Origin of the sequence: Corynebacterium sp. (assembly GCF_022712275.1) — a bacterium.
GTDB lineage: Bacteria > Actinomycetota > Actinomycetes > Mycobacteriales > Mycobacteriaceae > Corynebacterium.
Genome location: NZ_JALAGU010000053.1, coordinates 167947 through 182035 on the forward strand (window position 1 = coordinate 167947; position 14089 = coordinate 182035).

The window sequence follows — 14089 nt, forward strand, 5'->3', positions numbered from 1 at the left end:
CACTCGGTTCACCATGAGCAACAGGGATTGACCGTACCCCTACAGGAGGTCTTTGTACCTACAGGTCAGCGTGAATAAAACTCCCAGACAGAGAGGTCTACCCACGCGACCGGCTCACCGCCCCCGCGACCACACCGACCACAGTTCGGCGTAGCGTCCGCCGGACGCCACCAGGTCGTCATGGGAGCCCCGCTCCACGATCCGACCATCCTCCATGACGAGGATCTCGTCGGCCTGACGCGCCTGGTCCAGCCGGTGCGCCACCGTCAGCGCGGTGCGCCCGTCCGTCAACAGCCGGGCGGCATCCTCCAGGGCCCGGGCCCCGGCCGACCCTGCCTCTGCCGTCGCCTCGTCGAGCACGACCACCTTCGGGTCGCGCAGCAGCACCCGGGCCAGGGCGAGCTGCTGGGCCACCACCGGATCCGGGAGGACGCCACGGGCGCCGACCTCGGTGTCCAACCCGTCCGACAACGTCGCCAGCCACCCGTCGGCACCCACCGCCACCAGCGTCTCAGACAGCGCGCCATCGGTGGCGTCGGGGGCGGCGAGCAGCAGGTCGTCGCGCAGTGTCCCGGAGAACACGTGGACCTCCTGGGAGACCAACGCCAGACGGGCGGCACGCTCGGAGTCCGACAGTGCGGTCACCGGCACCCCGTCCACCGTCACCTCTCCCGCGGTCGGTTCACGCAGCCCTGCCAGCAGCGTGGCCACCGTGGTCTTGCCCGCACCGGACGCCCCCACCAGGGCCACCGTCCTCCCCGGTTCGATCCGGAAGTTGACGTCGGACACGGCCCAGGAATCCTCCCCGTAACGAAACGCGACGTCCTTGAGGACGACCTCACCACGGGCCTCCGGCGCACCGGCGTCCGGCACCGGTCGCGGCGGGTCGACGGTCACGCCGATGATGCGGGCCAGCGAGGCGTAGCCGGACTGGGCGGCGTCCAGCACGCGCATCACCTGCTGCAGCGGTCCGCGCACGCGGATGATCATCAGCGCGGCGCCGGTGACCGAGCCGACGCCGAGTGTCCCGCGGTCGACGAGGACGAAACCGAGCACCAGCGCGGAGGTGATCATCACGAACTCGGCGCCGAGCATCCGGTTGAGCAGCCGGACCATCACACGGTTCGCTGCGACGGCGTTGTCCACCACCGACCAGGACGCGTCGCTGATCCGGTCGTGCATGTCGCGCTCCATCCGGAACGCCCGGACCGTCTTCCGGCCGTGGATCGCCTCGAGCACCCGTCGCGCCCGCAGACCCATCGAGGCCCGCTCCGCGGCGAAGAGCTGCGGTGCCTTGCGCAGGTAGGCCCGGGCGGCGAGCCAGTACACCGGGGAGACCAGCAGGATCACGGCGAGGAACCGCCAGTCGACGGTGAGCAGTCCGATGCCGGTCGCGGCGATGACGAACACCGCCCCGGACAGCACCGGCAGAACCTCCATCACCGCCGAGGAGGTCTGGGCGACATCGTCGGTGGAGCGACTGACGACGTCGCCGGTGCCGGCGTCCTCCACCCGGTGCGTCGGCAGACCGAGGGCCGTCCCGACCATCTCCTCACGCAGGTTGGCGATGAGCCGTTCCGACAGCCTGGCCAACAGGAAGTAGCCCGCACCGTCGGTGACTCCCGCGATGACCGCGGCGGCGGCCATGAGCCCGGCGGTGCGCCACAGGTCACCGTCGGTGCCGGAGGTCGCGATGTCGACGATGCGCCCCATCAGCCGAGGTACGGAGACCGTGCACCAGGCACCGATGCCGAGCAGTACGGCGGCGGCCAGCGCCTGCCACCACGCACCCGGCACCGCCTTCAGCTGCCGGACGATATCCCGGCGGGCCTGGGTCCAGGTCGCCAGCGGGAACGCCTGGATCTCTGAGGTGGTCGGGGTCATGCGTGCACCTCCGCCAGGGCCGCGTCGAGGTCGGCGGCGTCCCACCGGGTGGTGGCGGCGACCTGCCAGGCCGGCGCCTCGGACAGGACGAGGACGCGGTGACCGGTGCCTGTGTAGCGGGCGGCGACCCGCTCGGCGATGTGCTGTTCGGTGACCGAATCCACCGCCGTGGTCGGGTCGGCGAGCACCAGCAGTTCAGGGTCGGCGGCGATCGCCCGGGCCAGCGCGACACGCTGGCGCTGACCACCGGAGAGGCGTCGCCCTCCCTCCCCCACCGGACGTCCGGGACCGCCGGGGATGTCCGCGCAATCGGCCACCTCCAGTGCCTCGGCGGCGACCACCGGGTCGGGGTGGACGTTGTCGCGCAACGGGCCGTCGAAGAGATCTGCCGCGTGCGGGGCGACGATCACGCGGTCGCGGGGCATGCGCAGCAGGGAATCCGTCACCTCCCCGGCACGGGCGATGTCGCGGACGACGGTGACGCCGACCGGCACGGCGTCGATGAGTGCCTGCGTCTCGGTGTCCGTCGCCTCGTCCGGGGTGGCGTAGGGGGCGGTGAGCACGCTGACGACGCGTCGGGCGGACGCGGCGGAGATCGCGACCCGGGTGGCGAAGTTGCGGCCCAGCATCGTCATCGGGTGGACAACGTACTGGGACAGGCCGACGACGGTGATGAGCTGCCCGACGGTGAGGCCGTCGTGCAGGGCGAGCCAGCCGGCGGCGACACCGACGGCCACGACGTACACGGCACCGATGGACTGGGTGGTGGCAGTGAGCCGCGCCTCGGCGGCGTTCGCGGCGACCGTGGCATGGTAGGCCTTCTCGGAGTACCCGCGGTAGCGGGCCTTCATCGTGGAGACGACGCCGAGGCCCTTGATGATCCGCAGCCCCTGGACCGCGTCGGTGGCGACCGAGGCGGTGCGGGCCAGGGCCTGCTGCCGCGCCCCTGCTCTGCTGCGCAGCGGTCGGGCGGCGCGGACCGAGAGCAGGACCACGGCCGGGGCGCCGAGCAGCACGGCGAGACCGAGGCGCCAGTCGACGGTGAGGACGACGGCGGCGACGTAGAGGATCGACCCGAGCTCCGCGACCGGGAAAACCGTCATGACGATGATGTCGGCGGCCCTGTTGGCGTCGGTGCTGGCGATGGACAGCAGGCCGCCGGCGGTGCGTTCGCCTCCGGCCCCCTCGCGACCGATGCCCCGAGGGTCCTGGATCCGGTCTGTCACCGCGGTGCGGACGTCATGGCTGACCTGCTGGAGGATCATTTCCAGGAAGCGGCGTCCCAGCCAGACGGAGACGCCGTTGAACAGGAAGAGCAGGCCGAGAATGCCGACCCACAGGAAGAGGTGACCGCCGTCGCCGGTGGCGACGGCGTCGTCGATGGCGCGACCGACGACAACGGAGGTGGTGGCGTTGCAGATGAAACCGAGCAGCATTCCGCCGGAGGCGAGGAACTGCCGGGGACGCTGCGAGAAGGCGACCTTGAGAAGCCACCGGGGGTCGTCAGGGGCGGGGAGGCGCGAGCGCCGGACGCTGAGCAACCCTGAGGTGAGGATCCTGCTGTCCGGCTGTGGTGCCTGGTGTTCCCGCTGCTCCTGCTGTACCGCCATGGAGGCCGAGGTTACCCCATACCTGAACTGCGACGAAGACTGTAGGACGCCGCGACCGCGGCACTACAGGAAGCAGTCGGACCGGGCGGTCAGACGCCGCGGGGCAGCTGGCCGTGGAGCTTCACCGAGAACACCCGGCGGCAGTCACGGCACTCCCAGGCGTTGTCCGTCTCCGGGTCCGGCCACAGGTTCTCCGAGGCGCAGTACGGGCAGTGCATCACGGTGGCTCTCCTGGGGTTCGGGTGGGCGGACTTCCCGCTGATGTCGTTGTTGGCGTCCTTCACTGGAGCTGCTCCTCCGGCGCACGGAGCACCCAGTCACGGAACTGCTCGTCGACGCTGGTGCGGTTTTCCTTGTAGTTCTCCACGACGCGGACGACATAGTCGTCCAGGTCGGCGGACGTGACCTTGTGGCCGCGCAGCTTCTTACCCCAGTCGGGGTGCATGCCCAGCGCACCGCCGAGGTGCACCTGGAAGCCCTCGACCCGGTTGCCGTCATCATCGGTGACGATCTGACCCTTGAGGCCGATGTCCGCGACCTGCGTCCGGGCACACGAGTTCGGGCAGCCGTTGAGGCTGATCTTCAGCGGCACGTCGAGGTCACCGAGCTTCTCCTCGAGCTGGTCGGCCAGGTCGATCGCCCGCTTCTTGGTGGTGACCAGGGCGAGCTTGCAGAACTCCAGGCCGGTGCAGGAGATGATGTCGCGACGGAAGCTGGACGGCCTGGCCGACAGTCCCTCCTTCTCCAGGGCATCGGTGAGGTCGTCCACGGCGTCCTGCTCGAGGCCGAGGAAGATGAGTTCCTTGTCCGGGGTGGTGCGGATCTGCGTGATCCCACGCTCCTCAGCCAGATCGGCCAGGCGGATGAGCTGGTCACCCTCGGTGTGGCCCACGGTCGGCTTCACACCGACGTAGAACTTCCCGTCCCGCTGCTCGTGGACACCGACGTGGTCGCGGTAGCCCGGCCAGACCTCCGGCTCAGGGCCGTCGATGAGCGCGTGACCGACGTAGTCCTCCTCGAGGACGCGGCGGAACTTCTCCACACCCCAGTCGGCCACGAGGAACTTCAGGCGGGCACGGTTGCGCAGCTTGCGGTAACCGTAGTCGCGGAAGATCCGGACGACGCCGGCCCACACCTGCGGGACCTCGTCGAGGGGGACCCATACGCCGAGACGCTGGGCGAACATCGGGTTGGTCGACAGACCGCCACCGACCCAGAGGTCGAAGCCGGGGCCGTGCTCCGGATGCTCGGAGCCGATGAAGGAGACGTCCTGGATCTCATGGGTGACATCCTGGCGACGGTTGCCCGAGATGGCCGTCTTGAACTTGCGGGGCAGGTTGGTGAACTCGTCCCGGGTGAGCCAGTTCTCCTTGATCTCACGGATCGCCGGGGTGGCGTCGATGATCTCGTCCTTGGAGACCCCGGCGACCGGGGAACCCAGGACGACGCGGGGCACGTCACCGCAGCCGAAGAAGGTGTCCAGGTTGACGGCGGCGAGCCGGTCCCAGATCTCCGGGACGTCCTCGATACGGATCCAGTGCAGCTGGATGTTCTGCCGGTCGGTGAAGTCGGCGGTGTTGCGGGCGAAGTCCGCTGAGATCCCGCCGATGACGCGCAGCTGCTGCGGGGTGACCTGACCACCGTCAAGGCGGATACGCATCATGAAGTAGCGGTCCTGCAACTCGGCGTTGGTCAGGGTGCCGGTCTGCTCACCGTCCATGTCCTGACGGCGCTGGGTGTACATGCCGATCCACTTGAAGCGGGGGGCGAGGTCCTCGGGCGGGATCGAGTCGAAGCCCTGCTTCGAGTAGATCTCGCGGACGCGGTCTGCCACGGCGAGGCCGGCGTCCTCCTGCTTGATGCGCTCGTCACCGTTGAGCGGGTCCCTGCCGTCGATGAGCCACTGGCCCTGCGGCTTCGGCGCCTTGCGGTCTTCCTTCTCCTCCTCGGTGAGGACCTTGGGGACGGGCGGAGCGTCGGCGATGGCCTTCTCCAGGGCCGCAGTGGCCTTCTGGACGGCCTTGGACGCCTTGAGCTCGTCCCAGCGTGCCTTGCGGGCCGCGGAGAAGAGGTCGGAATTGCCCGGCTCCGCCTCGGCGGCGGCTTCGGCCTTCAGGGTGGCGGTGGCGAACCCGTTCTGTGTCTCCTCGGCGGCAGCGAGGGCCTCGCGGGCCTCGACGACGGCAGGGTCCTCGGCGGGGGTCTCGGGCGTGTGGGAGGTCTCGTGCTCGGCCGGGGCCTCCGCTTCTGTCACCGCCTCGGGCTCAGCGGCCGGTGCAGCGACAGCCGGAGCGGCACCGTGCAGTGCTGCTGCGGCAGCCACAGCCTGGGCGGCCTGCTGTGCGGCGGCGCGGGCGCTGCGGGCGGCCTCTGCCAGCAGTGCGTTGGCGGGGTCGGCTGCGGCGGCGCGCTCGGAGGCGTCCGCGGCGACCGCAAGCACCGAGGTACCCGAGCTGACCAGTGCGAGAGTGTCCTGGGTGAGCACCGGGGCGGCCTGGGCGGCAGCGGGGACCGGAGCAGCCTGGGAAGCCGGGGCTTCTTCCGCGACCTCCGGGGTGGACGCTGCAGCAGGGGCGGTGACGGGGACCTCAGTGGAAGTCTCAGCTGCCGTGTCCCCGGAGCTGCCGGCGTCGTCTGTCTCGTCAGCCTCGACCGCGGCCTTGCGGGCGCGCTTCAGTGCACGCGCGGCCTTCTTCTGTGCCGCACGCGCACGGCGGGCGGCGGCGGAGAGCTGTTTGTCCTCGGCATCCGCCTCCGCGGCAGCCTCCGCGGCTTCCGTCGCAGCCTCAGCGTCGGCGAGCAGACGCTCGGCGTCGGCGACGGTCAGCGGGCCGGCGGGTGCGACCTCGGCGGACTCGGCAACTTCGTCGGCGTCCTCCGCGTTGTCCGGGTCGTCGACCTCAGCGGTCCGCTCCTGTGCAACCTCGGCCGGTGCCGCAGCCGCAGCCTCGGCCTCGGCCTCGGCGAGCGCGGTGGCCGCCTTCTGCACGGCCTTGGTCCCCTTCAGCTCATCCCAGCGCGCTTTACGGGCGGCGGCGAAGAGACCGGAATTGCCCGGATCGGCCTCAGCAGCGGCGTCCGCCCTGACCGTGGCGGCAGCCAGCTCAGCCTGGGCGTCCTCGAGACGTCGCAGCTCAGAGCGTGCGGCCTCGAGCGGGGAGAGTTCCTCTGCCGGGGCGGTGTCAGCAGCGGCTCCGGCTTCCTCGGACGCGAGGGTCTCCTCGGCCTTCTTCAGCGCGCGCGCAGCACGGCGCTGGGCATTGCGCGCCTCACGGAGCTCGTCAGCGAGCTGTTCATTGTCCGGGTCAGCCTTGGCTGCGTCGGCGGCAGCCCTGGCCACCGCCGCAGCGTCCTCCTTGGCTGCGGCAGCCTTGCGGACCGCCTCACGGGAAGGCGAATCGGTTGCCGTGGTCATAGGCCCCTTCTCTCTGCACAGACAGTTCGGTCTAGTGATCGTCGGCGTCCCACACTAGACCGCTCGGTACATATCCACAACGCAGGGCCACCTCAATTCCGCTCCCCTTGCACTGAACAGACCACTCGGTCTATAGTCATGGGCCGTCACACCTGTACCCGGTCTGCCCTGACCCGCCCACGATCAACCACTGATCCGCCGCGGCCACTCCCGGCCCGCGACGAGGGTTCCAGTTCAAGTCAGGGCAGACTAACGTGGAAGTACTGCCACTCAACGGATTGGACCAACGAATTCATGTCTGACAACCGCCCGCTGCGCGTCGCCGTCATCGGATCCGGCCCGGCCGGTATCTACGCCTCCGATGCCCTGATGAAGTCCGGCCAGGACGTCTCCATCGACCTCTACGAGCGCATGCCCGCCCCGTTCGGACTGATCCGCTACGGCGTCGCCCCCGACCACCCACGTATCAAGGGCATCATCAAGAGCCTTCACAAGGTTCTCGACAAACCCCAGATCCGCCTGCTCGGCAACATCAACGTCGGCAAGGACATCACCCTCGATGACCTGAAGAAGTACTACGACGCCGTCATCTACGCCACCGGCGCCACCGACGACCGCGACCTGGACATCCCCGGCGGCGAGCACACCATCGGCGCCGGCAAGTTCGTCGGTTTCTACGACGCCAACCCGCACTTCTCCGATTCCTGGACCCAGCCCGCCGACTCCGTCGCCGTCATCGGCGTCGGCAATGTCGGCCTCGACATCGCCCGCGTCCTCGCCAAGACCGGTGAGGAACTGCGCGTCACCGAGATCCCGGACAACGTCTACGAGTCCCTCAAGGACAACCAGGCCAAGGAGGTCCACGTCTTCGGACGCCGCGGCCCGGCCCAGGCGAAGTTCACCCCGCTGGAGCTCAAGGAGCTCAACCACTCCCCGACCATCGAGGTCGTCGTGGACCCGGAGGACATCGACTACGACGAGGCGTCCATGGAGGCCCGTCACAACTCGAAGATCACCGACCAGGTCTGCACCATCCTCGAGAACTACGCCATCAACGACCCGAAGGGTGCCCCGCACAAGCTGTACCTGCACTTCTTCGAGTCCCCCGTCGAGGTCAAGACCGGCACTGACGGCAAGGTCACCGGCCTGGTGACCGAGCGCACCGAGTACGCCGACGGCAAGGTCGTCGGCACCGGCAAGCTCACCGAGTGGCCGGTCGGCGACGTCTACCGCGCCGTCGGCTACAAGTCCGACCGCCCCGAGGACATCCCCTGGGACGAGAAGGAACTGGTCATCCCGAACGTCGGTGGCCGCGTCCTCACCGAGGGTCCGACCGCAGACGGCATCGCCGGCGTCCCCGGCTCCGCCGACCCGGAGGCCGAGCTGCGTGAGACCCTGCCCGGCGTCTACGCCACCGGCTGGGTGCGTCGTGGCCCGGTGGGCCTCATCGGCAACACCAAGGGCGACGCCAACCAGGCCGTCGCCAACCTCCTCGAGGACGCCGCGCAGGGCATCGGCTTCGCCCCGGAGGACGCCTCGGAAGAGGGTGTCATCGAGCTGCTGCATTCCCGCGGTATCAACTACTCCACCTGGGAGGGCTGGTACAACCTCGACGCCCACGAGCGCGCCCTGGGCGAGGCCGAGGGTCGCGAGCGCAAGAAGGTCCGTGACATCGAGGAGATGATCCGGTACTCCTCCGGCGAGGCCCGCGTCGAGGCGTAGTCTCCCCCTTTTCACAGACATCCCCGGTTCCCCTGGTTCGCCAGAGGACCCGGGGTTTCCTGTCGGTGGCGTCTGCAGTTATCGGGCCGGTCTAGAAAACAGGTCCGATCTTGACCGGTGTTTCACGCGTCCCGGTCTACTGCGCGGTGCCCTCGTCCAGACGCACCGCGCCCAGCGGACACTGTCAGCCGAGGAGTCCCATCAGTTCACCTTGGCCGCACTTCTCGAAACGGATCTCAGCCCCGTTTCCTCCGGTGCACCTCGCACCGGATGAGCCAGTCCCCGAGCTGCACGCTCATGGTGCAGGTCTCATTGGTCGAGGGACCGGTGGCGGTCACGGACGTGCTCCCCCACGGGGCAGTCACCGTCGGATCGGGTGTCTCGTCGGCATTGAGGTCCGCCACGGCATACTCGAAATCGCCGGTGAGCTCACCGGCCGTCACCTCCGGGTCACGGAAGTCGTCCACGCTGACGCCGTCAAAGGCCCCGGGGTAGAGCATCGCCAGACCGGCCCGGACCTCGACGGCACCGTCGGAGACGTCGACACCGGCACTCTCAGCGGTAGTCTCCCCTCCTCCGTCGCGGTCACTGTCGCTGCAGGCCCCGAGTACAAGGACCGTGGTGAGCATAAGCGCGGGAACTGCAACGCACCGGGAGAGCGTCATATCAGTATCCCAACTTCCTAATCGGATACGAGGCCCATCAGTTCCTCACGCCAGTCATCGGCGTCATAGCTCTGGTGCGCGTCCAGATTCCCCAGGGACAGTGAATCCGGCGCACACACCACATCACCGTCAGCGCAGGCGTCGATGATGATCGCCGACCACTCCTCCGGCAGCAGCACATCGGTGGCCCCGGAATCGATCCCCGCACTCTTGGCCACCTGGGCGATGCCCTCACTGGAAGCCGTGTCGTACTCCGGCAGCCCCCGGACATTGTCGTCCGGCATCTTGTCCCCGTCCCCGATGAGGACGCCCGCCACGATCTGCACCGTCGGGCCGAGTGCCTCAAGCGCACGGTGCATCGCCATGGCACCCTGCGAGTATCCCGCAACCACGATCTTCGCGTCCTCCCCGCACTCCCCGATGGTGTCGGCGATGAGCTGCTCCGCGGCGTCCGCCCCCTCGGCGACCGAGTCAAGGAACTCCGACCATGCCGCACGGTCAGCCCCCTGGGGAACGGCCATCGCCGGATACTCCACCGCCCGGAGATTCACCGTCACATCCTCCGGAAGATCGTCGCGGAGATTCCGGTAGGTGTCCGCGACGATACTGCCGACCCCGTCATCGTCGATGAGGTCGGTCTCGGCGTCCACCTCCCGCTGCCCGGATCCCGCCGCGCCGATGAACTCCACGTCCGCACAGGTGGACGCAGTATCGTCGGAACCGCCCCGTCCACCGACACCCACGACAAGCGCGAGGGCGAGAACGACAATCAGAATGACAGCGGCGCCAGCGATCAGCCAGCGGCGTCGGTGGGATGACGGGGAAGACTGGTGCGGCATGGGTCGCGGTGATCCTTACTGTGGCGTCGGGAAAACGGTCCAAGAATACCGGACCACCAGGTTCGTTCACCGTCAAAATAGTTTCCCACCTGCGGAGACGGGCCCGCAGAAAATCCGGCATCCCGCCACAGTCACCCCCGGAAGCCGTCTATCCTGTACGCCATGACCGATAGCCAGGAGACCGCCTCCGAGACCCCCGAAGTCCACATCACCGGCAAGCAGCTGCTCGCCATGCAGCCGGGCCAGGTCCATGCCCTCTACAAGCTGCGCGTGGACACCTTCGTCAACGAGCAGCACACCACCTTCGCCGAGATCGACGATGCCGACGCCGAGCCCGGGACCCACCACGTCCTCGCCTACGTCCACCCCGGCCACGCGCCGAACTACCGCTGGGGCACCCCGGACCCGGGCTCCCCGCTGCGACTTGTCGGCACCGCCCGCATCTTCGGCCCCGCCGAAGAACAGCAGGTCGGACGCCTCGCTGTCCTGCCCGAATTCCGCGGCTTCGGCATCGCCCGCCAGATCGTGGACGCCACCCTCGAGGTCGCCCGCGGTCGCGCCGCCGCCCTCGATCCCGTGACCGAGACCGCCATCGTCAAGATCGACGCCCAGGTCGCCACCCAGCCCTTCTACGCCTCCTACGGTTTCGAGCCCATCGGTGCCCCCTTCACCGTCGAGGGCATCGAGCACCAGGAGATGCACCTCACGCTCTAGGCACCGCCTAGACTCGTCAGACGTGAGTGAATCCCGCATCCTCCTCTACTACCGCTTCACCCCGGTCGCCGACCCGACCGCGGTGAAGCTCTGGCAGCGCACCCTCTGCGAGTCCCTGGGGCTGCGTGGGCGGATCATCATCAGCCGTGACGGGATCAACGGCACCGTCGGCGGGGCCCTGGCCTCGGTCAAGACCTACATCCGCCGCACCCGCGAGTACCCGGGATTCCACGACATGGAGTTCAAGTGGTCCGCCGGCTGCGCCGAGGACTTCCCGAAACTGTCGGTGAAGGTCCGCGACGAGATCGTCACCTTCGGCGCCGCGGACGACCTGGAGGTTGACGAGCACGGCGTGGTCGGTGGCGGCGTCCGCCTGAGCCCCACCCAGGTCAACGACCTGGTCGCCGAGCGCGGCGACGACGTCGTCTTCTTCGACGGCCGCAATGCCATGGAGGCGGCGATCGGCCGGTTCCGCAACGCCGTCGTGCCGGACGCCACCACCACCCGTGACTTCCTCGAGGAACTGGACTCGGGCAAGTACGACGAGCTCAAAGGTCGCCCGGTCGTCACGTACTGCACAGGCGGTGTGCGCTGCGAGGTCCTCAGCAAACTCATGGTGGACCGCGGTTTCGGCGAAATCTACCAGCTCGACGGCGGCATCGTCCGCTACGGCGAACAGTTCGGGGACGCCGGTCTCTGGGAGGGCTCACTGTACGTCTTCGACCGTCGGATGCACGTCGAGTTCAGCGAGGACGCCGCGCAGCTCGGCCACTGCATCCACTGTGGCGAGCCCACGAACACCTACCGCAACTGCATCAACGGCGACTGCCGTGACATGGTGCTCATCTGCGATGACTGCGTCGCTGATCCGGCGACCGCGCACTGTGGACGTCAGGAGTGCCGCGGCGTGGCAGCTGCTGCCGAGAGCTCTGCCGCCGCGGCGGTCAACGGCTCGACGATCACGTCCGGGTAGCGCCCCGCCAGGTCGGCGGCGGCGTCACCCAGCGGCCCGCCACCGATGACGACGCGCTGCGCCCCGGCCACCAGACACCGCCTGACCACCGCGTCCAGCTCCTCCCGACAGGCCACCGGGTCCTCGGCCAGCACCAGTGGCTCGGTGGTGGTCAGCTCCACCCCGGTGAACAGGTCCGCCGCGCTCCCCTTCCCCAGGGCCCGGGGCACCAGACCGGTGATCAAGTCTGCGAGGTCCGGTGTGGTCGTGGCGACCGCGAACCGGCGTCCTCCCTCGACTGCGGCACGCACCGCCGCCTCACCGATACCGGTCACCCTGAAGCCTGCGTCCTGCAGTTCGGGGACGCCGGGGTCACCGAATGCCGCGACCACCACCCTCGGGGCGTCCTCCGGAACCCGAGCCAGCCCCTGCACCAGGTCGACGACGTGCCCGGCCGCATCCGCCAGCGCCCCAGGGCCGGTGATCATCGCGGGGCCTGCCGTCACGGTCAACGCCGTGACCTGCAGGTTGCAGTCCATGTCGGCGAGCGCCGTCTGAAGTCGTCGTCCCATCATGGCCGTGGTCGCACGGTTGGTGTTCGGGTTGACCAGGACCACGCCCGGGCTCTGCTCTGACATTCGTATGATGGTAGCCGGACGTTCGACAATTCCGGAGGATCACATGCGACACCCGCGCACCGCTGCCCTGCTCACCGGCGGAGCCCTGATGCTCACCGTGAGCGCCTGCGCCGACGAAGCGGTGTTCAGCAGTTCCGTCTCCGACGAGACCGACGCGGCCGCCGCCGGCATCTCCGTTCCCGCAGACGCCTCGATCTTCCGTTCCTCCGCCACCGGCCCGGAGCGCCTGAACTACATGGCCGAGGACGGCGACCCGATGTCCTTCGTCGATCCGGACCTGCTCGATGACGACGGCAAGCTGCCCGAGGACATGACCGTCACCGAGGCGCAGTCCCTCCAGGTGCTCTCGCAGCTCGAGGACCTGCTCACCGACCGCAAGCTCAAGCTCTACGAGGTGGGTACGGTGCGGGTCTATCTCGCCGCGGACGGTGACGACGGCGCGGACTTCGACGGTTGGGAGCGCGCCTACCGCCGCTACTTCGCCAACATCGACCGGGACACGGGCCGGTCGCTGCTCGAAGAGCCGGTGGAGACCACCTCGGCGTCCGCGTCGGCATCGGCCTCTGCGACTGCATCTGCGTCCGTCTCGGATGAACCGACGGAGTCGACCTCCCCGGAGGCGGAGGCGTCCCCGACCAGTGAGCTCTACCCGGGGACGGACAACCGCACCAGGCCGACAATGGTCACCGTGGGGGTCGCCGAGCAGCCGGTGGAGGGCTGGCTGGTGCAGGTCGAGATCGAGGCCGTGCACGGCGAGAGCTGACCTCGTTCAGTCCTCGACCCTGACGCCCAGGTGGGCGGCGAAAGAGGTGGACAGCAGGGCGACCTGGACCGGGGACAGCGTCATCCCCCGCAGTCCGTCCGGATTGCGGACTCCGTGGATCTCGAGGCCGCGCAGGTCCACATTCCGGGCCTTCGCGTTGACCGCGTCGAAGGCGTCCACCTGGCAGTCCTCGAAGGCGATCCGGTCAGCCCGGACACCGCCGAGGTCGAGGTCCCCGATCCGGCAGTCACGGAAGAGGACGTCGGTGAGGTCCGTACCCCGCAGGTTGAGGAAGTCGATGCTGCAGCGCTCGATGATCAGACCGTGGATCCCTGCGTCCGCCAGGTCGACGGCACCCAGGCGGGAATCGCGGACGATGACGTCCTGCAGGCCGATCCGGTCGGCGTTCAGGGAGGTGGCGTTCACTGCAGTGAGGATGCAGTCGGTGATCCGGGCTCCGGTGAGGACCGCGCCGTGGGCGGTGAGGTTCTCCAGGCGACTGTCGATGAGAGTCATGCCGGAGAGGTCGCGGGAGATGTCGCCGTCGGTGATACGTACGAGCTCGTGGTCCTGGCGGGGGCCGAGCAGGGAGGGGTCGATCTCGTCGAGTCGGCCGGGAAAACCATCGACGGACGCGGCGAGGCGACCGACGTCGGGGGCGACGGTGGGGGCGGAATGCATGATGCCCAGGATAGGGCGTGCCGGATCAGATGTCGGGCCCGGCTCTGGCCGGGGACAGGGGACCATCAGCCTCGGTCACCGCGATGACACCTGCCGGGCCGGTCCAGATCACCGTCACCCCACCATCGGTGGTCTCCGCCGCCCACAGTCCCGCAGTTTTCAGGGCATGATGCAGCCGGCACAGGCACATCCCGTTGATCACGGCC

Annotated in this window: 12 protein-coding genes and 1 pseudogene; 4 read left to right on the forward strand and 9 right to left on the reverse strand. The window is 68.9% G+C overall.

Translation table 11 applies throughout. The features are described 5' to 3' along the window. Window positions 1-114: 114 nt before the first annotated feature. The 4 genes from Q0A27_RS13870 to Q0A27_RS15090 all read right to left on the reverse strand — a co-directional run bounded on the left by Q0A27_RS13870 (window position 115) and on the right by Q0A27_RS15090 (window position 6909). Window positions 115-1884, reverse strand: a complete 1770-nt coding sequence (locus Q0A27_RS13870) for an ABC transporter ATP-binding protein (protein ID WP_291476309.1) — start codon at window positions 1882-1884, stop codon at window positions 115-117. Beyond that, entirely contained in the window at window positions 1881-3494 is a 1614-nt protein-coding gene (locus Q0A27_RS13875; RefSeq protein WP_291476310.1) for an ABC transporter ATP-binding protein, read from the reverse strand. Before Q0A27_RS13875 ends, Q0A27_RS13870 begins: the two co-directional genes overlap by 4 nt. A gap of 89 nt (window positions 3495-3583) precedes the next feature. After that, window positions 3584-3778, reverse strand: a complete 195-nt coding sequence (locus tag Q0A27_RS13880) for a hypothetical protein (protein WP_291476312.1) — start codon at window positions 3776-3778, stop codon at window positions 3584-3586. Then, window positions 3775-6909, reverse strand: coding sequence for a nitrite/sulfite reductase (locus Q0A27_RS15090; protein ID WP_367273330.1), 3135 nt, complete (start codon window positions 6907-6909; stop codon window positions 3775-3777). The genes Q0A27_RS13880 and Q0A27_RS15090 overlap by 4 nt, the downstream gene beginning before the upstream one ends. A 294-nt stretch (window positions 6910-7203) precedes the next feature. Here Q0A27_RS15090 and Q0A27_RS13890 point away from each other — a divergent pair, with 294 nt between their 5' ends. Further along, window positions 7204-8631: an FAD-dependent oxidoreductase gene (locus tag Q0A27_RS13890; protein WP_291476313.1), complete on the forward strand. Its 1428-nt coding sequence runs from the start codon at window positions 7204-7206 to the stop codon at window positions 8629-8631. Window positions 8632-8867: 236 nt separating this feature from the next. On the opposite strand, the gene Q0A27_RS13895 is transcribed toward Q0A27_RS13890, so the two are convergent. Continuing rightward, a complete protein-coding gene (locus Q0A27_RS13895; RefSeq protein ID WP_291476315.1) occupies window positions 8868-9296 on the reverse strand; it encodes a hypothetical protein in 429 nt (142 codons plus the stop codon). Between the two features lie 17 nt (window positions 9297-9313). Further along, entirely contained in the window at window positions 9314-10135 is an 822-nt protein-coding gene (locus tag Q0A27_RS13900; protein ID WP_291476316.1) for a cutinase family protein, read from the reverse strand. Between the two features lie 162 nt (window positions 10136-10297). Between Q0A27_RS13900 and Q0A27_RS13905 the strand changes: the two genes are divergently transcribed. Beyond that, a complete protein-coding gene (locus Q0A27_RS13905) occupies window positions 10298-10849 on the forward strand; it encodes a GNAT family N-acetyltransferase (RefSeq protein WP_291476318.1) in 552 nt (183 codons plus the stop codon). Between the two features lie 22 nt (window positions 10850-10871). Beyond that, window positions 10872-11822, forward strand: a complete 951-nt coding sequence (locus Q0A27_RS13910) for a rhodanese-related sulfurtransferase (protein ID WP_291476320.1) — start codon at window positions 10872-10874, stop codon at window positions 11820-11822. Here Q0A27_RS13910 and Q0A27_RS13915 read toward each other — a convergent pair. Then, the gene (locus Q0A27_RS13915) at window positions 11741-12439 is read right to left on the reverse strand and encodes an aspartate/glutamate racemase family protein (RefSeq protein ID WP_291476323.1); all 699 of its coding nucleotides are present in this window, start codon (window positions 12437-12439) and stop codon (window positions 11741-11743) included. The two genes, Q0A27_RS13910 and Q0A27_RS13915, sit on opposite strands and share 82 nt — an antisense overlap. A 43-nt stretch (window positions 12440-12482) precedes the next feature. Between Q0A27_RS13915 and Q0A27_RS13920 the strand changes: the two genes are divergently transcribed. Next, a complete protein-coding gene (locus tag Q0A27_RS13920; protein ID WP_291476324.1) occupies window positions 12483-13202 on the forward strand; it encodes a hypothetical protein in 720 nt (239 codons plus the stop codon). 6 nt (window positions 13203-13208) lie between these two features. Here the strand turns inward: Q0A27_RS13920 and Q0A27_RS13925 are convergent, their stop codons facing one another. Together Q0A27_RS13925 and Q0A27_RS13930 are read right to left on the reverse strand one after the other, a co-directional pair. Next, window positions 13209-13883, reverse strand: a complete 675-nt coding sequence (locus Q0A27_RS13925) for a pentapeptide repeat-containing protein (protein WP_291476325.1) — start codon at window positions 13881-13883, stop codon at window positions 13209-13211. A gap of 25 nt (window positions 13884-13908) precedes the next feature. Continuing rightward, window positions 13909-14089 (reverse strand): annotated as a pseudogene (locus Q0A27_RS13930) (HNH endonuclease); the annotation flags it as partial.

Excerpts from the sequence above, each read along its gene's own strand:
- Q0A27_RS13870 (WP_291476309.1), bottom strand. The coding sequence starts at position 1,884 with ATGACCCCGACCACCTCAGAGATCCAGGCGTTCCCGCTGGCGACCTGG.
- Q0A27_RS13875 (WP_291476310.1), bottom strand. The coding sequence starts at position 3,494 with ATGGCGGTACAGCAGGAGCAGCGGGAACACCAGGCACCACAGCCGGAC.
- Q0A27_RS15090 (WP_367273330.1), bottom strand. The coding sequence starts at position 6,909 with ATGACCACGGCAACCGATTCGCCTTCCCGTGAGGCGGTCCGCAAGGCT.
- Q0A27_RS13890 (WP_291476313.1), top strand. The coding sequence starts at position 7,204 with ATGTCTGACAACCGCCCGCTGCGCGTCGCCGTCATCGGATCCGGCCCG.
- Q0A27_RS13895 (WP_291476315.1), bottom strand. The coding sequence starts at position 9,296 with ATGACGCTCTCCCGGTGCGTTGCAGTTCCCGCGCTTATGCTCACCACG.
- Q0A27_RS13900 (WP_291476316.1), bottom strand. The coding sequence starts at position 10,135 with ATGCCGCACCAGTCTTCCCCGTCATCCCACCGACGCCGCTGGCTGATC.
- Q0A27_RS13905 (WP_291476318.1), top strand. The coding sequence starts at position 10,298 with ATGACCGATAGCCAGGAGACCGCCTCCGAGACCCCCGAAGTCCACATC.
- Q0A27_RS13915 (WP_291476323.1), bottom strand. The coding sequence starts at position 12,439 with ATGTCAGAGCAGAGCCCGGGCGTGGTCCTGGTCAACCCGAACACCAAC.
- Q0A27_RS13920 (WP_291476324.1), top strand. The coding sequence starts at position 12,483 with ATGCGACACCCGCGCACCGCTGCCCTGCTCACCGGCGGAGCCCTGATG.
- Q0A27_RS13925 (WP_291476325.1), bottom strand. The coding sequence starts at position 13,883 with ATGCATTCCGCCCCCACCGTCGCCCCCGACGTCGGTCGCCTCGCCGCG.